This window comes from Aggregatibacter kilianii (assembly GCF_003129965.1).
In the GTDB taxonomy this organism is placed as follows: domain Bacteria; phylum Pseudomonadota; class Gammaproteobacteria; order Enterobacterales; family Pasteurellaceae; genus Aggregatibacter; species Aggregatibacter kilianii_A.
Genome location: NZ_NRCJ01000002.1, coordinates 1 through 23,064 on the forward strand (window position 1 = coordinate 1; position 23,064 = coordinate 23,064).

The 23,064-nt window shown below is 46.3% G+C and carries 18 protein-coding genes; 13 read left to right on the forward strand and 5 right to left on the reverse strand.

Features of this window, described 5'->3' with window-relative positions; all coding sequences use genetic code 11:
- The first annotated feature begins 68 nt into the window (after positions 1 to 68).
- On the forward strand, positions 69 to 2,102 hold the full coding sequence (locus DK430_RS01405; protein ID WP_109077342.1) for a YadA family autotransporter adhesin: 2,034 nt from the start codon (positions 69 to 71) through the stop codon (positions 2,100 to 2,102).
- A gap of 92 nt (positions 2,103 to 2,194) precedes the next feature.
- Here DK430_RS01405 and DK430_RS01410 read toward each other — a convergent pair whose 3' ends face one another.
- Together DK430_RS01410 and DK430_RS01415 are read right to left on the reverse strand one after the other, a co-directional pair.
- Positions 2,195 to 2,785 carry an aminotransferase class IV family protein gene (locus DK430_RS01410; protein WP_109077343.1) on the reverse strand — a complete coding sequence of 197 codons (591 nt, stop codon included), beginning with the start codon at positions 2,783 to 2,785 and terminating at the stop codon, positions 2,195 to 2,197.
- A 2-nt stretch (positions 2,786 to 2,787) separates the two neighbouring features.
- Positions 2,788 to 3,768 (reverse strand): aminodeoxychorismate synthase component I, encoded by a 981-nt coding sequence (locus tag DK430_RS01415; protein ID WP_109077344.1) that lies wholly within the window; start codon positions 3,766 to 3,768, stop codon positions 2,788 to 2,790.
- Between the two features lie 96 nt (positions 3,769 to 3,864).
- Here DK430_RS01415 and DK430_RS01420 point away from each other — a divergent pair, with 96 nt between their 5' ends.
- The 6 genes from DK430_RS01420 to DK430_RS01445 all read left to right on the forward strand — a co-directional run bounded on the left by DK430_RS01420 (position 3,865) and on the right by DK430_RS01445 (position 10,211).
- The gene (locus DK430_RS01420) at positions 3,865 to 4,431 is read left to right on the forward strand and encodes an anthranilate synthase component II (RefSeq protein ID WP_109077345.1); all 567 of its coding nucleotides are present in this window, start codon (positions 3,865 to 3,867) and stop codon (positions 4,429 to 4,431) included.
- Between the two features lie 151 nt (positions 4,432 to 4,582).
- Positions 4,583 to 5,527 carry a 2-hydroxyacid dehydrogenase gene (locus DK430_RS01425; RefSeq protein WP_109077346.1) on the forward strand — a complete coding sequence of 315 codons (945 nt, stop codon included), beginning with the start codon at positions 4,583 to 4,585 and terminating at the stop codon, positions 5,525 to 5,527.
- Positions 5,528 to 5,611: 84 nt separating this feature from the next.
- Complete coding sequence (locus DK430_RS01430; protein ID WP_109077551.1) at positions 5,612 to 7,561, forward strand: TonB-dependent receptor plug domain-containing protein; 1,950 nt, start codon at positions 5,612 to 5,614, stop codon at positions 7,559 to 7,561.
- 66 nt (positions 7,562 to 7,627) lie between these two features.
- Positions 7,628 to 8,410: a substrate-binding domain-containing protein gene (locus DK430_RS01435; RefSeq protein ID WP_109077347.1), complete on the forward strand. Its 783-nt coding sequence runs from the start codon at positions 7,628 to 7,630 to the stop codon at positions 8,408 to 8,410.
- 71 nt (positions 8,411 to 8,481) lie between these two features.
- The gene (locus DK430_RS01440; RefSeq protein WP_109077552.1) at positions 8,482 to 9,459 is read left to right on the forward strand and encodes a FecCD family ABC transporter permease; all 978 of its coding nucleotides are present in this window, start codon (positions 8,482 to 8,484) and stop codon (positions 9,457 to 9,459) included.
- Positions 9,460 to 9,461: 2 nt separating this feature from the next.
- Positions 9,462 to 10,211, forward strand: a complete 750-nt coding sequence (locus DK430_RS01445; RefSeq protein ID WP_109077348.1) for an ABC transporter ATP-binding protein — start codon at positions 9,462 to 9,464, stop codon at positions 10,209 to 10,211.
- Positions 10,212 to 10,307: 96 nt separating this feature from the next.
- Here the strand turns inward: DK430_RS01445 and DK430_RS01450 are convergent, their stop codons facing one another.
- A complete protein-coding gene (locus tag DK430_RS01450; RefSeq protein ID WP_109077349.1) occupies positions 10,308 to 10,772 on the reverse strand; it encodes a hypothetical protein in 465 nt (154 codons plus the stop codon).
- A gap of 230 nt (positions 10,773 to 11,002) precedes the next feature.
- Between DK430_RS01450 and DK430_RS01455 the strand changes: the two genes are divergently transcribed.
- Positions 11,003 to 11,971, forward strand: coding sequence for a YobF C-terminal domain-containing protein (locus DK430_RS01455; RefSeq protein WP_239496772.1), 969 nt, complete (start codon positions 11,003 to 11,005; stop codon positions 11,969 to 11,971).
- A 137-nt stretch (positions 11,972 to 12,108) separates the two neighbouring features.
- Here DK430_RS01455 and DK430_RS01460 read toward each other — a convergent pair whose 3' ends face one another.
- Entirely contained in the window at positions 12,109 to 13,245 is a 1,137-nt protein-coding gene (locus DK430_RS01460) for a TIR domain-containing protein (protein WP_109077351.1), read from the reverse strand.
- A 22-nt stretch (positions 13,246 to 13,267) separates the two neighbouring features.
- A complete protein-coding gene (gene metH / locus DK430_RS01465; RefSeq protein ID WP_204352501.1) occupies positions 13,268 to 16,939 on the reverse strand; it encodes a methionine synthase in 3,672 nt (1,223 codons plus the stop codon).
- Between the two features lie 240 nt (positions 16,940 to 17,179).
- On the opposite strand from metH, the gene DK430_RS01470 reads away from it, so the two are divergent.
- The 5 genes from DK430_RS01470 (at position 17,180) to DK430_RS01490 (ending at position 23,054) form a co-directional block, all read left to right on the forward strand.
- Positions 17,180 to 18,364 (forward strand): lipoprotein-releasing ABC transporter permease subunit, encoded by a 1,185-nt coding sequence (locus tag DK430_RS01470; protein WP_109077353.1) that lies wholly within the window; start codon positions 17,180 to 17,182, stop codon positions 18,362 to 18,364.
- Between the two features lie 15 nt (positions 18,365 to 18,379).
- Positions 18,380 to 19,066, forward strand: coding sequence for a lipoprotein-releasing ABC transporter ATP-binding protein LolD (lolD, locus tag DK430_RS01475; RefSeq protein WP_109077354.1), 687 nt, complete (start codon positions 18,380 to 18,382; stop codon positions 19,064 to 19,066).
- Positions 19,066 to 20,316, forward strand: a complete 1,251-nt coding sequence (gene lolE, locus DK430_RS01480) for a lipoprotein-releasing ABC transporter permease subunit LolE (RefSeq protein ID WP_109077355.1) — start codon at positions 19,066 to 19,068, stop codon at positions 20,314 to 20,316. The genes lolD and lolE overlap by 1 nt, the downstream gene beginning before the upstream one ends.
- 102 nt (positions 20,317 to 20,418) lie before the next feature.
- Positions 20,419 to 21,501 (forward strand): 3-deoxy-7-phosphoheptulonate synthase AroG, encoded by a 1,083-nt coding sequence (gene aroG / locus DK430_RS01485; protein WP_109077356.1) that lies wholly within the window; start codon positions 20,419 to 20,421, stop codon positions 21,499 to 21,501.
- A 146-nt stretch (positions 21,502 to 21,647) separates the two neighbouring features.
- Positions 21,648 to 23,054, forward strand: a complete 1,407-nt coding sequence (locus DK430_RS01490; RefSeq protein WP_109077357.1) for a replicative DNA helicase — start codon at positions 21,648 to 21,650, stop codon at positions 23,052 to 23,054.
- Positions 23,055 to 23,064 lie beyond the last annotated feature (10 nt).

A 23,064-nucleotide genomic window follows, 5' to 3' on the forward strand; every position in this document is an offset into this window, starting at 1 on the left:
AGGTTTGAAACGGCTTACGCCGTTTGTGCCTTATATCTCCGCCCTGAAGGACGGAGTTTTACGGCACGTTGGATAAAGACGGCAACGCCGTGAAGAAAGGGCTGGATGGACAGTTTTATAAGCCGGAATCCCTACAAAACAAGGTTTTTGTTAACGGGAAATACTACGACAGCGCTGATGTTAATTCGGACGGTACGTTAAGAGATCCGGCAACCGCACAGGCGGTAACACCAATTGTCAATGAAGTGGTTATTCGGGCAAAAGGAACAGAGCCACAAACGGTGACAAACGTGAAAAGCAACTTGCCGAGCACTTATAATCAAGTGACAGATGAAAACGGCAATCCAATTCAAGATACAAACGGTAACCCGGTTATCACTACGACCGCACAGGCTGCACCTTCAGTTTCTGACGTAAAAAATATGGGTAACAATGCAGCAACTGTTAATGACATCTTAAATGCAGGCTGGAACTTACAAGAAAATGGTAGTGCGAAAGACTTCGTGAAAGCGTACGACACAGTAAACTTTGTGGATGGTGAGGGCATAAAAGCTAATGTAACGGTGCGTGAAAACGGCGCAATTATGGATGTTACCTTTAACCTTGATAAAGGCAACATTACCATGAACCAGAATGGTACGGCACAAGGAAGCTCTGCGACAGAAAAAGACGCAGCGGAGAAAGCGTTAAAAGACGCGAAAGAAACGCTTGCGAATTTATCACCAACTGCACCGAGTGTTGTTAAAGCTGCGGCTGAAAAAGCGGTACAAGATGCACAAAAAGGTCTTGATAACATCAATAACAAAGTGGCAACCGTTGAGAATGTGGTGTATGCCATTAATAATGCAAGTTGGACCGCTACTTCGGGCACTGAAGGTTCCGGTAAGCGCGTTGAAAATACAGCGGCATCTGAAGAACGAGTAAAAGCAGGTGAAACCGTTAAACTCAATGCCGGTAATAACTTAATGATTAAGCAAGAGGACAAAACATTTACTTATTCATTAAACCCTAATTTGACTAAGTTAGAATCTGCGGAGTTTAAAGACAATGCAGGTAATACCACAGTAACTGACGGTAACGGCGTTGTCATTACTCCGGCGGAGCAGAATAAGGCAGCGGTATTATTAACCTCAAACGGTTTAAATAATGGCGGCAATAAAATTACCGGTGTAGCAAATGGTGATATTGCGTCAAACAGTCAAGAGGCTGTAACCGGCGATCAGCTTTATAACTATGTACAAGTTAATGGTGCACCTGCAACTAAAGACACCGGTAATGTCAATTTTGTGAACGGTACAGGCACTAAAGTGGAAATCACTGATGGCGGAGATGTTGCGTACAGCATTGATACTACCACATTGACCGTGTCTGACGGTTCAGCAACCAACCCGGATGGTAGTATTGTTAATGAGGGTGCAATCGTAACACCGACAGCAGCAAACGCACAAAGAATGGTCACCGCGAATGATCTTGCCAATGCAATTAACAATGCGGGATGGCGCGTAGATTCTGCAAAAGTAGAAGGTTCAACAGGTAAAGTTATCGAAGATTCTCCAATTAAGCCAACTAAAGTGAAAGCCGGGGATAGCCTTCAGATCAACGCAGGAAATAACATTGAAATTACACGTAATGGACAATCCGTAAACATCGCAACATCAGCAACACCGAGCTTTACCCATGTCAACTTGGGGGCGAATGGGGCGCGAATTGGCAGTGATGCTGAAGGCAATGTCCGCGTATCTAATGCACAAGGTGGACCTTCACGCATAACGAACGTTGCACCGGCAATCAACAATACCGACGCCGTGAATTACGGTCAGCTTAAAGGGGCGATTAACAACGTAAACAATCAAATTAACAAAGTTGATAAAGATTTACGTGCAGGGATTGCAGGTGCCACTGCAATGGCATTCTTACAACGTCCGAACGAAGCAGGTAAGAGTGTGGTTTCTGTGGGTGCGGCAGGCTATCGTGGCGAATCTGCGCTTGCAGTAGGTTATGCAAAAAATGCCGATAATAACAAGGTTTCTATCAAGTTAGGTGTGGGATTAAACTCCCGCAGTGATGTGACCTATGGTGGTAGTGTAGGCTACCAATGGTAATGTTTTAACATTCAACCTTGAAGGCTAATGTGTAATTGAAAGCTCGGTATTTTTCGATACCGAGCTTTTTGTTATCTCATTCGGGGAAATGCTCAATCCTCCAATCCATTCAACGCATTAATCAATCTCACCTCCTCAAATGAATCCAAATCCGTCGCCAAAATTGACCGCACTTTTATGCGCCTTTGGGCGAGTAGTTTTGCCCGCTGAGTGCCTTCAAGTAGTGGAGTGTCGGGGGTGAACCATTGATTGCCCCGGCGGAAAATGAGGTTGCCGATGGAGCAGTCAGTGACGTAACCGTTTTTGATAATGATGATTTCGTCGCAGTCGCCTTTTTGTGCCAACAGCTCGTTTAACAAGGTGCGATCGGCGTATTTCAGATCGTAGTCAATGTGATCGCAGACAATGGGCTTAAAAGTGCGGTAGGTTTTGCGGGTGTAAGGGAAATAGCGGCAAATGATTTGTTCGGCGTTGTAATCAATGCGGCAGCGAATCAGCGGTTCAGCATTTAACTCCTGCGGCACTTGGATGTGTTCGGCAAGTTGAAAAACCTTTGACAAAACGACCGCACTTTTGTTGCCGTAGAAAGCCCGTAAGCTACGTTCGTAACGTTGTTGGTGTAGTTCGATGTTGCACACCTTGCCTTGTTCAATGGCGAGGGTTTCAAATAAAGGAAATTCCATGGTTAACCTCGTTTTAACGGCACATACACTTTCTGAATCAGCTCGTGATATTCTTCCTGCGCTTCACTGTGCACGGTAATGCCGCCGCCACTGCGAAAGCACAAGCCCGTTTTCCTCTGTTCAATAAACCGAATTGCCACCGCACTTTGCAACGATTCGCCGTCGAAAATGCCGAACACGCCCGTGTAATAGCCGCGCGGTTGTTGCTCCGCCTGTTGAATGATTTGCACGGTTTTTTGCTTCGGCGCACCGCTGATGGAACCTGCCGGCAATAAGCGGGCAAGAAGCATGGAACCGATTTGTCCCCGCCAATGTTCCGCCAATTCGCCGCAAATCTCCGAACTGGTTTGCAAAATCGCGCCCCGTTCCGTTTGAATTTTTTCTACATAACGAAAACGTGTCACCTGAATATTTTCCGCTACCGTCGCCAAATCATTGCGCATTAAATCCACGATGGTGTAATGTTCCCGCTGTTCTTTTTGATTGTTAATCAATGCGGCTTGGGCGTCGGGCAGGGTAGCGTCAATGGTGCCTTTCATGGGGTAAGTGAAAATGCGGTTATCCCGAATATTCACAAAACACTCCGGCGAAAAGCACACAAATTGATCTTTAAACAACAACTTATATTTCGCCTGACTTTGTTGAAACAGCTGACGCAGGGAATAATTAGTGTCGATGGGCGTCGGATAAGCAAGGTTAAGCAAATACGAATTGCCGAAATGCAATTCCCGTTGTACTAACTCGAAACCTTGCTGATATGTGGCAAAATCCATGGGGTGTTTGCGTAAATAAAAGGGTTCTGCGGGCAATGTGTCCTGCCAATTTACGTTGTCATAATTGGGAAATTGCACATAAATGCCTTGCGCTGCCGTTTGGTTTAACGGACATAAAATCGGTTTTTGCCGTTCAAAATCGATTAAAAAGAAAAAAGGCGTTTTTGTTTCGCCGAATCGGTTCGCTTTTTGAATAAAATCTTGCCACATAAAATGATCTCGTAAAAAAACAGCGAAAATTTTAGCCTAAATCGGCATAAAATTATATACTTCGCCGTCTGCTTAGCCTGCCCGAGAAAAGAGTTTATGTCGCTACTTATTATCAACAATCACGATTCGTTTACTTTCAATTTGGTGGATCTTATTCGCCGTTTAGCCGTGCCGTTTGAGGTGGTGAACGTAGAAGATTTAGCGTTGGACGCGGTGGATCATTTTTCCCATGTGCTGATTTCTCCGGGCCCCGATGTGCCGCGTGCTTACCCGCAATTATTTGCGTTATTGGCACGTTATCAGAACACCAAATCCATCCTTGGCGTGTGTTTAGGCCATCAAATGTTGTGCGAATTTTTTGGCGCGGAATTATACAATTTGCCATCGCCTCGCCACGGACAGGCAAAGCAACTTCGACGCATGGCGGATTCGCTTCTGTTTAAAAACCTGCCGCAAACTTTTCAAATCGGGCTGTATCATTCTTGGGCGGTGAGCGAACGTGATTTCCCTGCACAATTGCAAATTACCGCCCGTTGCGATGACGGCGTGATCATGGCAATGCAGCACAAAACGTTGCCGATTTACGGCGTGCAATTTCATCCTGAATCCTATATTTCCGAATATGGCGAGCAGATTTTGCGTAATTGGTTGCAGGTATCCTGAGATCGTTCTGCAAAAGTGCGGTTGTTTTTCACGGCGTTTTTTAGATCGCGATCACACAAATCACAAAAATCCCGCCATTCCCTTGTTTTTCCCTCAGCGCTTCTTTAAGGTGATAAGCCGCATTTGGATTTAACGCATAAAGGAGTTTTTGATGAAGATTGTTTTTCTAGACCGTACCGGCATCCCCGCCACTCACGACATCCCGCGTCCGAGCTTTCCGCACACTTGGACAGAATATGACCGCACCTTGCCGGAAGAAACCTTTGAACGCGCCAAAGATGCCGACATCGTGGTGACCAGTAAAGTGGTGTTTGACCGTGTACTTTTAAGCCGCCTGCCGAAATTAAAACTCATCGCCATCACCGCCACCGGCACCAATAACATTGATTTGGAAGCGGCGAAGGACTTGGGTATTGCCGTGAAAAATGTGACGGGCTATTCCAGCGTCACCGTGCCGGAACACGTTCTTGGCATGATCTTTGCCTTAAAACACAGCCTGATGAGCTATCACCGCGATCAGGTGACCTCCGATCGTTGGGCGACCTGCGGACAATTCTGTTACACCGATTACCCGATTACCGACGTACGCGGTGCTACCCTCGGCGTGTTCGGCAAAGGCAATATAGGCACGGAAATCGGGCGTTTGGCGCAACTATTGGGCATGAATGTGTTGTATGCGGAACACAAAGGTGCAACCCAAGTTCGCGACGGCTATACAGCGTTTGAAACCGTGTTGAAACAGGCGGATATTGTTACGCTGCATTGCCCGCTGACCGACACCACTAAAAATCTGATCAACGCCGACACCTTGGCATTAATGAAACCGACGGCGTATTTGATCAACACCGGTCGCGGCCCGTTGGTGGATGAAAGCGCGTTATTAGATGCCTTGGAAACGGGCAAAATTGCCGGGGCGGCATTAGATGTCCTCGTGAAAGAACCGCCGGAAATAGACAATCCGCTGATTCAGGCGGCAAAACGTTTGCCGAATTTATTGCTTACTCCGCACATCGCGTGGGCGAGTGATTCCGCCGTGACGACATTAGTGAATAAAGTGGCGCAAAATATTGAAGATTTTGTGGCGAACGGTAAGTAATTTCCGCTTCCTGTGCTATTATGTGGCGCCTGAAAAGGGCGCCATTTTTATGGTGATTTTATGTTCACATTGGAAAAATTTAAAATGAAGAAAAACCTGATTACAACTGCAATTTTATTGAGTTTACCGGCTTTCGCCTTTGCCGAAGAACAAACAAAAACCGAATTACAACCGATCCACGTTTATTCTGCGTATGCCACCCCGGTCAACCAAGACCAAACCGCTTCCTCCGTCACCGTCCTCACCGAAAAAGATTTCGCTGCACGCAATGCTACGTATGTAAGTGATGTGTTGAAAACCGTGCCGGGTGTTTCAATGATGAGTTACGGCGGACGTGGCGCATTAACTAGTTTCTCCGTTCGTGGTTCTGAATCGAATCACACCGCTGTGATTATTGACGGCGTAAAAGTAAATCCTGCCACAGGCTATGGCTACGACTTCGGCGGTTTATCATTAAGTAATATAGAACGTATTGAAGTGCTACGCGGTGAACAATCGGCACTGTGGGGCAGTGACGCCATGGGCGGTGTGATTTACATCACGACGAAAAGCGGCTTACACAAAGATAAGCCATTCAACGTAGATTTTGATTTTGGTATCGGTTCGCACCGCACTCGTGATGCCTCGGTAACGGTTTCCGGTCAGCATAACGGCTTCTATTATTCTGTTCATGGTGACAGCCATCGCACACGCGGTATCTCAGCCATTAGCTCCGACACCTTCTACTATACCGCTGAAAACGGCACGCCGTTCAGCACAGGTGGCGCAGTAGAAAAGGACAAATTCCATCGTGATAACGCTTCTGTTCGTTTAGGCTACGATGTGGGCGACAAGGGCGTGGAATTGTTAGCGGCACATTCTTCACAAACAGGGCATTATGATAATTCTGCTTTTACAAGCGGTCGTTTAATCGAAATCAGTCCGAATTCGGATAGCTACACCCGCACCCGTGAAACTATATTCAAATTAAGCGGTTATGTAGGCAGCGATGAGGAGTTGTTTAAAAATAAAGTGAGCATAAGCCATGTTAAAACTGACAGCGACACGACAGAAACGGGTAATAATAGCTATTACGACGGTAAAAAACTCGACGCAAACTACCAATTAGACGTGAACTTTGACCGCGAAGGCGAAGTAAAACAAGGTGTGAGCTTCTTAGGTGAATATCAAAATACACATTATGACGGTCGATCTTCTTATGCGGTTTTCCAAAATAAAAAATTAACGGAAAGAAGTGTTGCGGCAGAATATCGCCTGTTCACCGAAGCTGATCACAGTCTTGCGGTGAGCGGACGTTATAACAGCAGTTCTCAGTATGAGAATGCGTGGACAGGGCGTATTTCCGGGGCTTATCGCTTATCTCCAAACTTCAAAGCGCACGCGAGTTTAGGTACCGCCATTCAAAATCCAACCATTACCGAATTTTATGGCTGGAGCGGTAGCTTTATCGGCAACCCGGCATTAAAACCTGAACGTAGTCGCGGTGGCGATGTAGGCTTGTTGCTTGAAACCGACGACAAAGCGCATAGCCTTGATGTGACTTATTTTGGACGTAATGTTGACCGCTTAATCACAACAGAAACTATCGGCTTATGGCCGAACTCTGTTTCTCGTTCAATTAATGCGGAAGGAATCACCAAGATCAAAGGCGTAGAAGTGGCATATAACGGAAAACTTACCGAAACATTAACCGCTTACGCCAACTATACCTATATGCGCGCCAAAAACAATAACGGCATTGAGGTGGCATACCGCCCTAAACACACGGCAAATGCGGGCTTGGCCTATCAAGTTACCGAAAAATTGGGCACGGACGTGAGCCTTTCTTACGTTGGTAAACGCATCGGGACTTATCCGCTACGTACTAAGATGCCTGCCTACACCTTGGTAAACTTAGGGGTAAATTATCAAGTGATTCCAAACTTAACGATTTATGCGAACTTAAATAATCTATTTGACAAAAAATATGAAAACTATCTTGGCTACGGTCAAGACGGACGTAATGTTTATGTCGGATTGAGAGGATCATTTTAATCGTAGGGGTGGGTTTGCTAACCCACCGACACAATAACGGTGGGCTGGCAAGCCCACCCTACCAAAATGAAAAAAACACCCGTAATTTTCACCGCACTTTTCCTTTCTTTTTCCGCGCAAGCCGAGCAATTTGTGTCGCTCACCCTGTGCAGCGATCGCCTGCTTGCGGAAATCGCCCGTCCGGAGCAAATCGCGGCGATGTCGCCTTATTCCAAAAATCCGCGCATGATGTTGGATAAAATCAATCAGAACAAGCCAACCCTTGAACCGCAACTTACGGCATTGCTGCCTTATTTGGATAAAACCTTGCTGATCAACGAAACCTTCTATCCGCAACTGGTGGCGGATTTGAAAAAGCTCGGAGCGAAAATCGTGCCGATTAACGACACGCCACAAACACCTGACGAACTTTTTGCCTTAATGTTGCAACTCGGCAAATTCACGGGCAACGAAGCTCATGCCGAGCAGCTGGTGGAAAAATTAAAATCACAACACACCAAGCTCAATGTGCTGTTGACCGATACGCTGATGTTGTCGGAAACGGGCGTGGTGGAACCGATTTTTCCGCAATATCGCGTTTTGTTGGAATTGCTTGGCTTAACACCGTTAAAACAGCCACTCACTCCACAAAATTTTTCACTGGAAAAAGTGCTACTTGCACAACCTAATTGGCTGATTGAAATCACTGACCAGCAAAGTTACAACGAACAGGCGGAACTACTTGCTCATCCGCTGATAAAAAAACACTTTGAAAACCGACCGCACTTTACGCTCCCGATGAAATATACCTATTGCTTTGACCACGGCGTGTGGATGGGCGCTGAGAGGGTTTATCATCAACAGAAATAATTTGAATGTTCCCCAAAGGGGAACGCTTATGCCTAACCGTGGGTAAACTTACCCACGGCACAGAGAATAAAATGAACAAAACACAAAAATTAAACACCGCACTTTTTTCATTATTGCTGCTGGTTGCAGGCATCGCCCTCTACCACCAACTTGGCGATTTCGCGCATCTCAAAAACGCCGAAGGCGTGCTGACGGATATGCGCTCACTTGTGCTGTTCGACATTCGCTTGCCTCGTATCGGGTTGGCGATCCTCACCGGGGCAAGCCTTGCACTGGCAGGCAATGCCATGCAAGGTATTTTCCAAAATCCGCTTGCCAGCCCGGGATTGCTCGGGAGTAGCGCAGGGGCGACTGCCGCCAGCGTGTTGATTCTGTATTATTTTTCTGTGCCTTTTACATTGTTGCTATTCGGTGGCGTGGCGGGAGCGTTGGCGAGTTTTTTGCTGGTGTATCTCATCGCCAAAAATCACGGCACAACCATGATGATCCTAAGCGGGTTGGCGGTAAATATGTTGCTTGGTGCGGCGATCGCATTGTTGTTATCTAATGCCGAAAGCCCGTGGGCGTTGGCGGAATTGTATCGCTGGCTACAAGGCTCGTTAGTGTGGGCAAAACTCGATACCTTATTGATTTCCTTGCCGATTGCTTTCGTTGGCATGGCTTGCTTGTATCGTCAACGTCGTTATGTGGATTTGCTCACCTTCGGCGAAGAAACCGCCGGCACCATGGGCATCGACCCGAAACGTAGCTTTTTTATCACCACCTTCGGCGCCGCCTTATTAGTGGGCGCCACCATTCCGCAAACCGGCACCATCGGTTTTATCGGTTTAATCGCACCGCACTTCGCCCGAATCGTATTGAAAAAACGCCCATCACAGCTTTATTTAACCAGCGCTTTATTCGGCGCATTACTGCTATTAATCGCGGATCTTTGCGTGCAATACATCCCGTTCTTCTCCCACATTTACATCGGCACGCTCACGGCAATCATCGGCGCGCCGTGCTTGATTTGGATTTTGTTAACGGAACAACGGAAATTGGCAGAATAACCATGATACGAATTGAAAACCTCACCCAACCTTACGGCTTAAAAAACATTACCTGTCACATTCCGCAAGGGAAATTGATCGGCATCATGGGCGCCAACGGCGCGGGGAAATCCACGTTGCTGAAAACAATCGCGGGGATCTTGCCTATCGCCGGCGGTGAAATTTGGTTTAACGACGACAAATTAAGCGCCATGAGCGCCGAACAAAAAAGTCGGCAACTTGCCTATCTCGCACAGAACACCGAAATCCACTGGGATTTATCCGTGTATGACGTCATCGCCTTAGGCTTGCCGAATCCGCTTAACCGCGCCAAAGAGCAGGAAAAAGTGCGGTCGATTTCAGGCACGTTTTCCGTCTCTCATTTATTGGAAAAGCCGTTCCGACAACTTTCAGGCGGCGAAAAAGCCCGCGTGCAGCTCGCCCGTTGTTGTATTAAAGATTCGCCGTTATTGCTCGCCGACGAACCCATCGCACCGCTCGATCCTTATTATCAAATCGACATCATGGAGCAACTAAAATCCCTCACGCCTGAACACACCGTCGTAGTGGCAATTCATCATTTATCGCTCGCGTATAAATTCTGTGATGAAGTGATTTTGTTGAATCAAGAAGAAATTATTGCCTACGGCGAAACACTGTCGGTGCTAAATGCAGAGGATCTGGCAAAAGCGTTCAGCGTGAGCGTAGAAGTAGATCGCACGAAACGGGAGATTTTCGGGGTGGAGAAGTTAGAAGGGAATATCCAAAGGTAGGGTTTTGGACAAGCCTTAAAAACACTGAAAATTTTAACCGCACTTTTAAAGAATTGGCACCAGCGTGGACGCCGGCGCCATCAAGAAAATCAATCTCTACCCGCCCTTACAATTCAACCAAGCCTTTCGCGTGCCTAAATTATTTTTGTAATAAATCGAACTCCGCTCATGCGCCACTAAATCTACATGGCTACCCTGAATCGGGTTGTATGAGCGATAACGCACTTCAAAACGGCTTCCGCGTGCATTCAGCGCTCGATTTTCCAAATGATCAAACGGAATGGCTTTGCCGCCGTCCAACTGAAAATAGAAGCCGAAATTCTCTTTCTTACGGCTTTCCACCGAGAGCGGGAAATAGCTGGTCAAATAAGACATTGAACCTGTTTCCGCATTCTTACAGCGATAATGGTATCGCTTGTAATCCATTGCATTGTTCAGTTCCGCTTGGGTAATGTCGTTTTTCAGGAATCTTGTTTTGACGGGTTTCTTGGGCGGCTGCGTCGTACAAGCAAACAGGCTCGCCAACGCGCCGATGAATAACATCGCGTTAAGTTTTTTCATATCATTTCCGAGTAAAGTATAACCACAATAAAGCAGTGGGTATGATAGCGCAAACGGGGAAGAGTGCAAATAAAGAAAAGGTAGCACCACCGTTGTTGTATAACATGAAAAACACTGAAAATTTTCACCGTACTTTTAGGTGATAGATTCGTATGCTGGCGCTCGTTTCCTAACGCGTGTCTTGGAAGCTAAATAAAGTGCGGTTGATTTTTTAGGTATTTTCTATTGAAATGAGGCAAACGCTGGAAGCCTGTACTATCGAGAGAGGTATGAATATGGATCTATACTTTGGCGATATTCCTATATGTTATTCGCATTCGGTTGCGATGACGTTACATTCTTATGGATACGATTTTCGTCCGGAATACTTGGAAGCAATCATGGTCATGGGAAATGGGGCGAGTGTTGTTAAGAACGACGCTAAACATCCTTTGGTTTTCTTTGATAACGGTATGCCGGATAGGTCGATCAGCCATACTTTACGGATTCTGGGATTTGAATATGAGGCGTTTTTCTGTGACAGTGCAGAATCAATCAATGTCAAGGCGGCTCAAGAACAACTCGGAACCTATCTAAAGAACGGTCCTGTTATTGTCGGACCGCTGGATATGGGCTATCTAACCTACAACCCGAATCACGAGTATTTGAAAGGGGTTGACCACTTCGTTTGCGTTTTTGGCATGGATTACGATGCCGTCTATCTCCATGATCCGGCAGGGTATCCTTGTATGAAAATGAGTATTCATGAATTCTTGAAAGCTTGGCTGGCAGAAAATATTGACTATAAAAGAGGCGTATTTTCGATGTGGGGAAATATAAAAAGAAGGAAAATTCCAAGCGCTGAGGAGATTTATCATGATGTCTCTCTTATTATGAAAAAACGCTATGAGCACAGTGAAATCAAGGTTATCGAAGATTATGCCAAAGCAATTAAAAACTATGGTTTAAACCAAGAACAAAAGCAACTCCATCAATTTTTTTCTTTCCGATTGGCTTCCGTAAGAAATATTTATATGAGTCAATTTCTGCAAAAGCATGATCAGAAAAAAGCAGAATTGAAAGAAAAGCTTGCATTCCTTTTTGGACAAGCCCATTTGGATTGTTTAAAGGATGACTTTATCGCGTTAGCCGATACCTTAATGGCTATTTCTGAACTGGATAACCAATTTAAGGAACGCTGTATTCAATATAATAAATAGATTTTTATGCGGTGTGCCATGCCGGCGCGCGTTTCCTAATGTGTGTCTTGGAAGCTAAATAAAGTGCGGTTGATTTTTGAAGTGTTTTTGTTGAAGTTAGGCACACGCTGGGAAGCGTGCGCCATAGGGGAAGATTTTTAATCAAAGTACATTTTAGGTATACCATCTTTTAATAAATCTCTTAGCTCAAAATAGGAAATTTCAATAGACCATTTCCCCATTGCATAAGAGCTTACTTGGTATGGCGGAAATAAAAATATGATTCCATTTTCTGTTATCAAGAAATTTTCAAAATTATTGGCATCTGGAGATGCTCCGTCTTTAAACCATTTTATATCTTCTTCACTTGCATTTTCTCCAGTTCTTTCCCAATATTCTTGATAGAGTTTTTTGATGGTTAAATCACTAATTCTTTCAAGATAATTTGTATCACATCTGAATAGGTGTTCTAATCTCAATTTTATTAATGAGTCTCTTGTATCAAAATTAAATGTTTGGAATCCAAAGTTGCCATGTGCTGCACCAGAAAAATATAAATATGCATCGAATGATAAAGATAAAAGATTCTTAGAGGCAAAGGCAACTCCAAATCCTTCAGAATACTCATTTTTTAAGCTTTTATTCCATTCAGTAATATTATCATATTGTTCAAGTTTTTCTTGTCTTAACTCAATAAGTTGTTTGATTGCTCTACCTGAAAAAAATGAATTCAATTCAGATAATAATTTTTTATTTTTACCATCATTAAATGATGGATAGCTTATATCAATATCATATCCTAAATTATCTTCCCAAGATTCTTTAATTTCTTTATTTTGGATTAAATATGGTCCAAATCTTGTTCCAATATCTATGGATATTGCTTGTTGCTCTGCGGCTAACAATAATGAACTTTTAATATTTTCGAAGTTTTTATTATTAATATTGTCAATAAATTGAATTTTTTGGGATATGTAATCTGGAATATCACATTGCTCTATCTTTATCGGAATAATATAAATATCTTCTGGTCTTTTATATCTTAGATTATCTAAAGCATCCTTTACTTCTCTTTGAACAAATCCTCGCTTATTAACACTTGTCGAAGACATCAACAGTATTACAACATTAGCTTTTTGTAATGCTCTATCTATTTCTAATTCCCAATTTTGTCCTCCTTTTAGTTTCTTTATATCTAACCAAGGAGAAAATCCCTCTTTTTCTAACCAACTATAATAGTTCTCTGCTATGGTTTGATTTTCTTTTGCATAGCTAATAAATACATTTAAAGTCATATAGTTTCCTTAATAATTAATCCTACTTCATCGCCACACCCAACCACTTCACCATGTCTCTCTCATCCCAGCCTTTACGCTTCGCGTAATCCACCGCCTGATCTTCATCAATTCGTCCAAGGGTGAAATAGTTGCTTGCCGGGTGTGTGAAGTACCAGCCACAGACTGAAGCCGCTGGGTACATGGCATAGCTTTCAGTTAAGCGCATGCCGATGCGTTGTTCCACTTCCAGTAAATCCCAAATCAGGGCTTTTTCCGTGTGTTCCGGGCAGCTTGGGTAGCCGGGGGCGGGGCGGATGCCTTGGTAGTTTTCGGCGATTAAGCCGGCGTTGTCGAATTGTTCGTCGGAGTAGCCCCATACTTTGGTGCGCAGTTCAAAATGCAGGTATTCCGCCATAGCTTCGGCTAAACGGTCGCCTACGGCTTGGAGCAGAATCGCGTTGTAGTCGTCGCCTGCGGCTTTGTAGCCTTCCACCAAGTCGTGTTCTTCAATGCCCGCGCATACAGCGAACATGCCGAGCCAGTCTTTTCTGCCGCTTTCTTTATCGGCAATGTAGTCGCTCAAGCAAAGGTTGTATTCGCTTTTGCTGTTTTTGCCGCGTTCGGTTTGTTGGCGCAGGTGATATGCCGTGCCGCCTTCCAAAGTGCGGTCGGAATCTTTGTAGATTTTGATGTCATCGCCCACGCGTTCCGCCGGGAAAATCCCCATAATGCCCGTTGGGTTGAGCTTGTGGTTTTGCTCTAATTCGTCCAGCACCACTTGCGCATCGTTCCACACTTTGCGCGCTTCTTCGCCGCCTTCTGGGTAATCGAAGGCATCAGGGTAGCCGCCCATTAAGCCCCATACGCGGAAGAACGGCGACCAGTCGATAAACTTACGCAGCTCGGCAATCGGCACGTTTTTATACTCCACAATCCCTGTCTGATTCGGCACAGGTGGCACATAATCCGCCCATTCGCCTTCGAAAGCGTGCAAGCGGTTATTTCTTGCGTCCGAAATGCTAAGTTGCTTGCGTAGTGGTTTGCGGTTGGCGAAAGATTTTTGGATTTTCTCGTAATCCGCTTTGAACTGCTCCCACAACGCTGCACGGCTTTCCGGGTTCATCAAGGTGGCACACACCGTCACCGCGCGGGAAGCGTTGGAGGTGTAAAACACGCCGTGTTCTTTGTATTTTGGATAAAGTTTAATCGCCGTGTGTTCTTTCGAGGTGGTCGCCCCGCCGATCATCACCGGCAAGTTCAAGCCTAAGCGGGTCATTTCGCCCAAGAAGTATTCCATTTCGTCCAGCGATGGCGTAATCAAGCCACTCAGAGCGATGATGTCCGCTTTTTCGTCGATGGCGGTTTGAATGATTTTGTCCGCCGGCACCATTACGCCCAAGTCAATCACTTCAAAGTTATTACATTGCATCACCACGCTCACGATGTTTTTGCCGATGTCATGCACGTCGCCTTTCACGGTGGCGATCACCACTTTACCGTTGCTTGAGCCTTTCTGTTTGGTGGCGTTGATGAACGGCTCCAAATAGGCGACCGACTGCTTCATCACACGCGCCGATTTCACCACTTGCGGCAGGAACATTTTACCATCGCCGAACAAATCGCCCACCACGTCCATGCCTTCCATCAACGGGCCTTCGATCACTTCCAACGGCGAAGCGAATTGCTGGCGGGCTTCTTCGGTGTCTTCGATAATGTGGGTGGTGATGCCTTTCACGAGCGCGTGTTTCAAGCGTTCAGTCACGCTCCACGTCCGCCATTCGGCGACAGCATTATCCGCACTTTCATCGCCGCCTTGGTTGCGATATTTTTCCGCAATGTCGAGCAAACGTTCCGTGCCGTCCGGCGTGCGGTTTAACACCGCATCTTCGATCACGTTACGCAATTCAGGATCGAGATCGTCATAAATGGCGAGCTGCCCCGCGTTCACGATCCCCATATCCATCCCTTGTTTGATGGCGTGATACAGGAACACGGCGTGAATCGCTTCGCGCATCACGTTGTTGCCGCGGAAGGAGAAGGAGACGTTCGACACGCCGCCCGAAATTTTGGCGTGTGGCAGCGAGCGTTTAATGCGCCCCGTGGCGTTGATGAAATCCACGCCGTAGTTGTTGTGTTCTTCAATGCCCGTGCCGATGGCGAAAATGTTCGGGTCGAAAATGATGTCTTCAGGTGGGAAGTTGAGCTGATCCACCAAAATGCGATAGGCACGGGTACAGATTTCCACTTTGCGCTCTTCGGTGTCCGCTTGCCCCACTTCGTCGAACGCCATCACCACCACTGCTGCACCGTATTTACGCACCAGTTTAGCGTGTTCGATAAAGATTTCTTCGCCTTCTTTAAGCGAGATGGAGTTCACGATTCCCTTGCCTTGAATGGATTGCAAGCCTGCTTCGATCACGTCCCATTTTGACGAGTCCACCATCACCGGCACTTTCGCCGCATCGGGTTCCGTCGCCATAATGTTCAAGAAACGGGTCATACATTTTTTGCCATCGAGCAAGGCTTCGTCCATATTCACGTCGATCACCTGCGCGCCGTTTTCCACTTGATCGATGGCGATTTCCATGGCTTCGGCAAATTTTTCTTCTTTAATTAAGCGTTTGAACTTCGCCGAACCTGTCACGTTATTGCGCTCGCCCACGTTCACAAACAGGCTTTCATCATCAATGTTAAGCGGTTCTAAGCCCGATAAACGCATCGCCGTTTTGATTTCGGGTAACTTGCGTGGTGCAATGCCTTCCACCGCATTGGCGAAGGCTTTGATGTGTTCAGGTGTCGTCCCACAACAGCCACCAATGATGTTCACAAAACCACTTTCCGCCCACTCTTTCAAGTGCGCCGCCATCTCTTCCGCGCCTAAATCATAGCCACCAAAAGCGTTCGGCAAGCCCGCGTTCGGGTGAACGGAAACGTAGGTTTCGCTCACTTTAGAAAGTTGCTCCACATATTGGCGAAGCTCTTTCGGGCCAAGCGCACAGTTCAAACCAAAAGTCAGCGGTTTGGCGTGGCGAAGGGAGTTGTAGAAGGCTTCCGTGGTTTGCCCCGAAAGGGTACGACCCGAAGCATCGGTAATCGTGCCTGAAATCATAATCGGCAATTCTACGCCCATTTCTTCAAACACGTTTTCAATAGCGAAGACCGCCGCTTTGGCGTTGAGCGTATCGAAGATGGTTTCGATCATAATCAAATCCGCACCGCCCTCGATCAAACCGCGAGTCGCTTCCGAATAGGCTTCGACTAATTCCATAAAGGTCACGTTACGGAAACCGGGGTCATTCACATCAGGCGAAATGGATGCCGTGCGGTTGGTCGGGCCTAAAATCCCCGCCACATAACGCGGTTTTTTAGGCGTGCTGAATTTATCTGCCGCCAAACGCGCCAACTTCGCCCCTGCAAAATTCAGCTCATAGGCGATAGATTGCAAGTCGTAATCCGCCTGCGCAATGGTGGTGGAGCTGAAGGTGTTAGTTTCGATAATATCCGCACCCGCCGCCAAATACTTCTCGTGAATCGCCGAAATCAACAACGGCTGCGTAAGCGTGAGCAAGTCATTATTCCCACGCAAATCGACCGCACTTTCCTTAAACCGCTCGCCCCTAAAATCAGTTTCGGTGAGTTTATATTTTTGGATCATCGTGCCCATGGCGCCGTCTAAAATGAGGATACGTTGGGCGAGGGTATTTTTTAGCATTTCGGTGGTGTTTTTCAAAATAAGGTTTCCATTTGTTAGGTGTGAAAGAAATGGGGTGAATAGTAGGAAGATGCGCCTGTGCTGTCAAATGTTATCTGCATAAAAAAGTGCGGTTGTTTTTCGCAGTGTTTTTTCATGTGCGGCATGAGAGAATTCTTTACCGATTTTCTGCTTTTTATCTTTGTCTATGCTAAACTAGCGCGCAATTTTTTCCGTATTTTTGACTCGTTTTAATCCGTTATGACCTTATCTACCCCTCTTTTTATTGCGTTGCGCTATTGGCGGGCGAAAAGTGCCGATCGTTTCGGGCGTTTGGTGACGAATTTAGCCAGCTTCGGCATTGTGCTCGGCGTGATGGCGTTGATCATCGTGCTTTCCGTCATGAACGGTTTGGAAAGCTACCAAAAGCAACAGGTGCTTTCTTCTATTCCGCATGCCATTGTCAGCCCGAATGGCACTGCCAAGATTGATGAAGCGCAGCCGCAACTGCCGAATTTCGTACAAAAAGCCGTGCCGATTAACATGACGAACGTGATTTTCCAGACCGCCGGCGGCGTGAGCGCAGGGCAGGTGATTGGCATTCGGCAGTTTTCCGATGACCCGATTTTGTTTGATTTTCCCGAACAGGAATTTGACAACATGCTGCCTGCCGGCGAGTTTAAAATCATTATTGGCGATCAGCTGGCGCAAAAGTTAAGTCTTCATGTCGGCGATAAAGTGCGTTTGATGATCACGGAAAACAGCCAATACACGCCTTTCGGACGCGTGCCGTTGCAGCGTTTATTTACCGTGAGCGAAATCTATTTTGATAGCGGGGAAGTGTCGGGTTACGAAGCCTTTGCCAATTTAACGGACATCGGGCGTTTAATGCGCATTCAGCCGGGCGAAGCGCAGGGTTTTCGTTTATTTTTAACGGATCCGTTCCAAATTACCGAATTGCCGACGGCGTTTCCTTCAGACTACCAAATCAGCGATTGGCGCACGCAAAAGGGTGAGTTTTTCCAAGCGGTGCGCATGGAAAAAAACATGATGGGGTTGTTGGTGAGCTTAATTATCGTGGTGGCGGTGTCCAATATCATTACGTCTTTAAGTCTGATGGTGGTGGACAAACAGGGGGAAATCGCTATTTTGCAAACTCAGGGCTTAACCAAAGGGCAGGTGCGTTCCATCTTCATTTATCAAGGTTTGTTGGTGGGCTTAATGGGAACCTTGCTTGGCGCGGTGTTAGGCGTGTTGATTACGTTAAATTTAGGCAGCATTGTGAATTTGTTGGGGGCACAAAATATGTATTTACCGACCGCACTTGAGCCTTGGCAAATTCTGACGATTATCGCCTTTTCTTTATTATTGTCGTTATTATCCACTATTTATCCTGCCTATCGGGCGGCGAAAGTCGAGCCGGCGGAAGCCTTGCGCTACGAATAAACAAGAGATGAAAACATGAATACAGCATTATTATCCTGCCAAAATATCAGTAAATCTTACCTTGAAGGCACACAGCAAACGGAAGTGTTGAAACAGGTTTCTTTTGCCATGCAGCCGGGCGAGTTGGTCGCTATCGTGGGCAGTTCCGGTTCGGGCAAAAGCACGCTGTTGCACACCTTGGGCGGTTTGGATCAACCGAGTAGCGGTGAGGTGTTTATCAAAGGGCAATCGTTGCAACAAATGAACCCGAATGCCTTGGCGAAATTGCGCAATCAATATTTAGGCTTCGTATATCAGTTTCATCATTTGATGGCGGATTTCACCGCACTTGAGAACGTGATGATGCCGATGCTCATCGGGCAACAAAACAAAACAGAAGCGCAAGGGCGCGCCGAGCAGATCTTAAGTGCGGTCGGTTTACAGCACAGAATTTCACATCGTCCTTCCGCCTTGTCCGGTGGGGAGCGTCAACGGGTGGCGATTGCCCGCGCCTTGGTGAATAATCCGGCGTTGGTGCTGGCGGACGAACCCACGGGAAATTTGGATCACAAAACCACAGAAAGCATTTTTGAGCTGATTCAACAGCTCAATCAAGAAAAACATATCGCCTTTTTATTGGTGACCCATGATTTAAGTTTGGCGGAAAAATTGAATCGCCGTTTAATCATGCAAGACGGCGTGCTACGCGAGGAAAATGCCTGATGAATACGCCATTTTTTATCAGCTGGCGTTATCAGCGCAGTAAGCATAAAAATCGTCTGGTGTCGCTGATAGCCTTCTTTTCCAGCATGGGCATCGCCTTGGGCGTGGCGGTGTTGATTATCGGCTTGAGTGCCATGAACGGTTTTGAGCGCGAGCTGAATCAACGCATTTTGGCGGTGGTGCCGCACGCGGAAATTATTTCTGCACCCGGACAAGGCGATGTGCCCATCAATCATTGGCAGAATCTGGCGTCCAAACTCAAACAAAATCCACAGATTACCGGCATTTCGCCTTTTGTGAGTTTTACCGCCTTGGTGGAAAACGGCTCAAAATTAAAAGTGGTACAAATTAAAGGCGTGGAAACGGCGCTACAGGATCAGGTGAGCTCCCTAGGGCGTTTCGTGTTAAATCAAGGTTGGCAGAATTTTGCACAAAACGGCGGATTAGTGCTTGGTTCAGGCATTGCACGGGATTTGGACGTGCAGGAAGGCGATTGGGTTTCGCTCTTGATTTCTCAGCAAAAAGGTTCGGAGAATCTCACACAGCCTTTGCGTGAACGCATTCAAGTAACCGGCATTTTGCGTTTAGACGGTCAGCTTGATCACAGTTATGCCTTAATGCCCTTGGCGCAGGCGCAGCAACTGATGAATTATCAGGCGGATCAAGTGAGTGGCGTGGAGCTAAAAACCGCCGATCCTTTTAGTGTGCAAAACATGGATTATGCCATGTTGCAGGATTACCCGCAGATGTTGTATCTGCAAAACTGGATCAGCAAATTCGGCTATATGTACCGCGACATTCAGCTGATTCGCACGGTGATGTACATTGCCATGGTGCTGGTGATTGGTGTCGCCTGTTTTAACATCGTTTCTACTTTAATCATGGCGGTAAAAGACAAAGCCGGTGACATTGCCATCATGCGCACCCTCGGCGCGAATAATGCTTTCATTAAACGTATTTTTATTTGGTACGGCTTACAGGCAGGCATGAAAGGCTGTTTGATCGGCATTGTGTTGGGCGTCATTTTAGCGTTAAATTTAACCGCACTTATTCAAGGCTTGGAAGGTTTAATCGGCAGAAAATTATTGTCTGACGGCATTTATTTCGTGGACTTCCTGCCGACGGAGTTACATTGGCAGGATGTCTTGTTGGTGTTGATTTCTGCATTAGTACTGAGCTTATGCGCCAGCCTTTATCCGGCAAATCGTGCGGCGAAGTTACAACCGGCACAAGTGTTAAGTAGCCATTAAGAAGAAATATAATAAACTAGTTTACTAGTACAAATTATGGTGGTAGAGTGATATCACTTTTTTCGGTAAGTTTAAAATTTGTTGTATTTAAGAGAGTGAACAATGAACACAAAAAACGATATTTCCATTGAAAATGACGACACGCGTATTGGCGAAATTGAACAGGTATTACCACCGATTGCGTTGTTAGAAAAATACCCGGCAAGCAAAATTGCGGCGAAAACCGTAGAAAATGCCCGTAAAGAGGCGCATAAAATTATTCATGGCGGCGATGATCGTTTGCTTGTGATTATCGGGCCTTGCTCCATTCACGATCCGAAAGCGGCGTTAGAATACGCCCAACGTATTAAATTAATGCGTGACAAATATCAGGATACCTTACAAATCATCATGCGCGTGTATTTTGAAAAACCGCGTACCACCGTGGGTTGGAAAGGCTTAATTAATGACCCGCACTTAAACAATACCTATGCGTTAAATGACGGGTTGCGTATGGCGCGTAAATTATTGTCGGACATTAACGATTTAACCGTGCCGACCGCCGGTGAGTTTTTGGATATGATTACTCCGCAATATTTGGCGGATTTCATGAGCTGGGGCGCTATCGGGGCGAGAACCACCGAATCGCAAGTGCACCGTGAATTGGCTTCCGGTTTATCTTGTGCCGTGGGCTTTAAAAATGCGACCAACGGCGGCGTAAAAATCGCTTTAGACGCCATCGGCGCCGCTGAAGCACCGCACCATTTCCTCTCCGTGACAAAATTCGGTCATTCCGCCATTGTTTCCACCAAAGGCAACGAAGACTGCCACATTATTTTACGCGGCGGCGACAACGGTCCGAATTACAGTGAAAAAGACGTGAGCGAAGTTTGTGCGGAACTTGACAAAGCAGGCTATACACCGCATGTGATGGTGGATTTCAGCCATGCCAACAGCAGCAAACAATTCAAAAAACAATTGGATGTCAGCCATGAAGTGGCACGCCAAATCGCCTCCGGTTCCGATAAAATTTTCGGCGTGATGATTGAAAGCCACTTGGTCGAAGGTCGTCAGGATTTGGTTGAAGGCAAAGAGTTGACTTACGGGCAAAGTATCACCGACAGCTGTATCGGCTGGGAAGACAGCGAAAACGTCTTGCAGGAATTGTCCGACGCGGTGGCGGCAAGACGCAAATTAAACGGCTGATTTCTCTGTTAATCGGTTCCCGTTAAAGAAAAAGTGCGGTGGATTTTCGCAGCGAATTTCCACCGCACTTTTTTGTATTTTTAAGTTAAACCGCCCCCGGATTTGGTATATCATATAACGACTTTTTTCCATTAACCGAGGTAACGATGGCGTCTAAGAATTCACCTCCTGCAAAAGAACAAAACACCACCAATTTAAACATTCCCCCTCATTCCATCGAAGCCGAACAAGCGGTGTTGGGCAGTATTTTATTGAATAATTCTTATTGGGATGATGTGGCGGAAAATGTGGTGAAGGAGGATTTTTACCGTTTTGAACACCGCCTGATTTTTGAGGAAATGGAAAAACTCATCGCGCAACAGGCGCCGGTGGATTTAATTACTTTGGAACAGGCGCTGAAAAGTCGCGAGGTGATTGAACAGGTGGGCGGTTTTGCCTATTTGGCGGAGCTTTCCAATAACACGCCAAGTGCCGCCAATGTGGTGGCGTATGCCAATGTAGTGCGGGAAAAGGCGATCATGCGCGAATTGATTTCCGTGGGGAACAAAATTGCGCAAAACAGCTATTCGCCGAAAGGACAGGATGTTAAACATTTGTTGGACGAAGCGGAGCGCGAAGTCTTCGCCATCGCCGAAAAACGCACCTCCGGCAATGAAGGTCCGCAAAATATTATCGCCATTCTTGAAAACACCATTAGCAAAATCGAACAACTCAGCCAAACCAAAGATCATTCCGGCGTCACAGGCGTTTCCACTGGATTTAAAGATTTAGACAAGAAAACCGCCGGTTTGCAGAAATCCGATTTGATTATCGTCGCGGCGCGTCCTTCTATGGGGAAAACCACCTTTGCCATGAACCTGTGTGAAAATGCGGCGTTAGGCAGTGAAAAACCGGTGTTGGTATTTAGCCTTGAGATGCCGGCGGAGCAAATCATGATGCGTAGCCTTGCGTCACTTTCCCGCGTAGATCAAACCAAAATTCGTACCGGTCAGGGCTTGGATGATAACGACTGGGCGAAAATTTCCAGCACCATGGGCGTGCTTGCCAAAAAACCAAATTTGTTTATTGATGACTCCTCAGGTTTAACGCCGACGGAGCTACGCTCCCGCGCCAGACGGGTTTACCGAGAAAATAACGGGTTAAGTTTAATCATGGTGGATTATCTTCAATTAATGCGCGCACCGGCATTTTCCGATAACCGTACCTTGGAAATCGCGGAAATTTCCCGCTCGTTAAAAGCCTTGGCGAAAGAACTGGAAGTGCCGGTGATCGCCCTGTCACAATTAAACCGTACGTTGGAAAACCGTCAGGACAAACGCCCGGTAAACTCGGATTTACGGGAGTCCGGATCCATTGAGCAAGACGCGGATTTGATTATGTTTATTTATCGTGACGAAGTGTATAACCGCGAATCGGAAGAAAAGGGCATTGCGGAAATCATTATCGGTAAACAGCGTAACGGTCCGATCGGGCGGGTGAAGCTGGCGTTCCAAGGGCAGTTTTCCCGTTTTGATAATTTGGCGGAACATCATCATTACGATGACGAATATTAAATAACAGAAA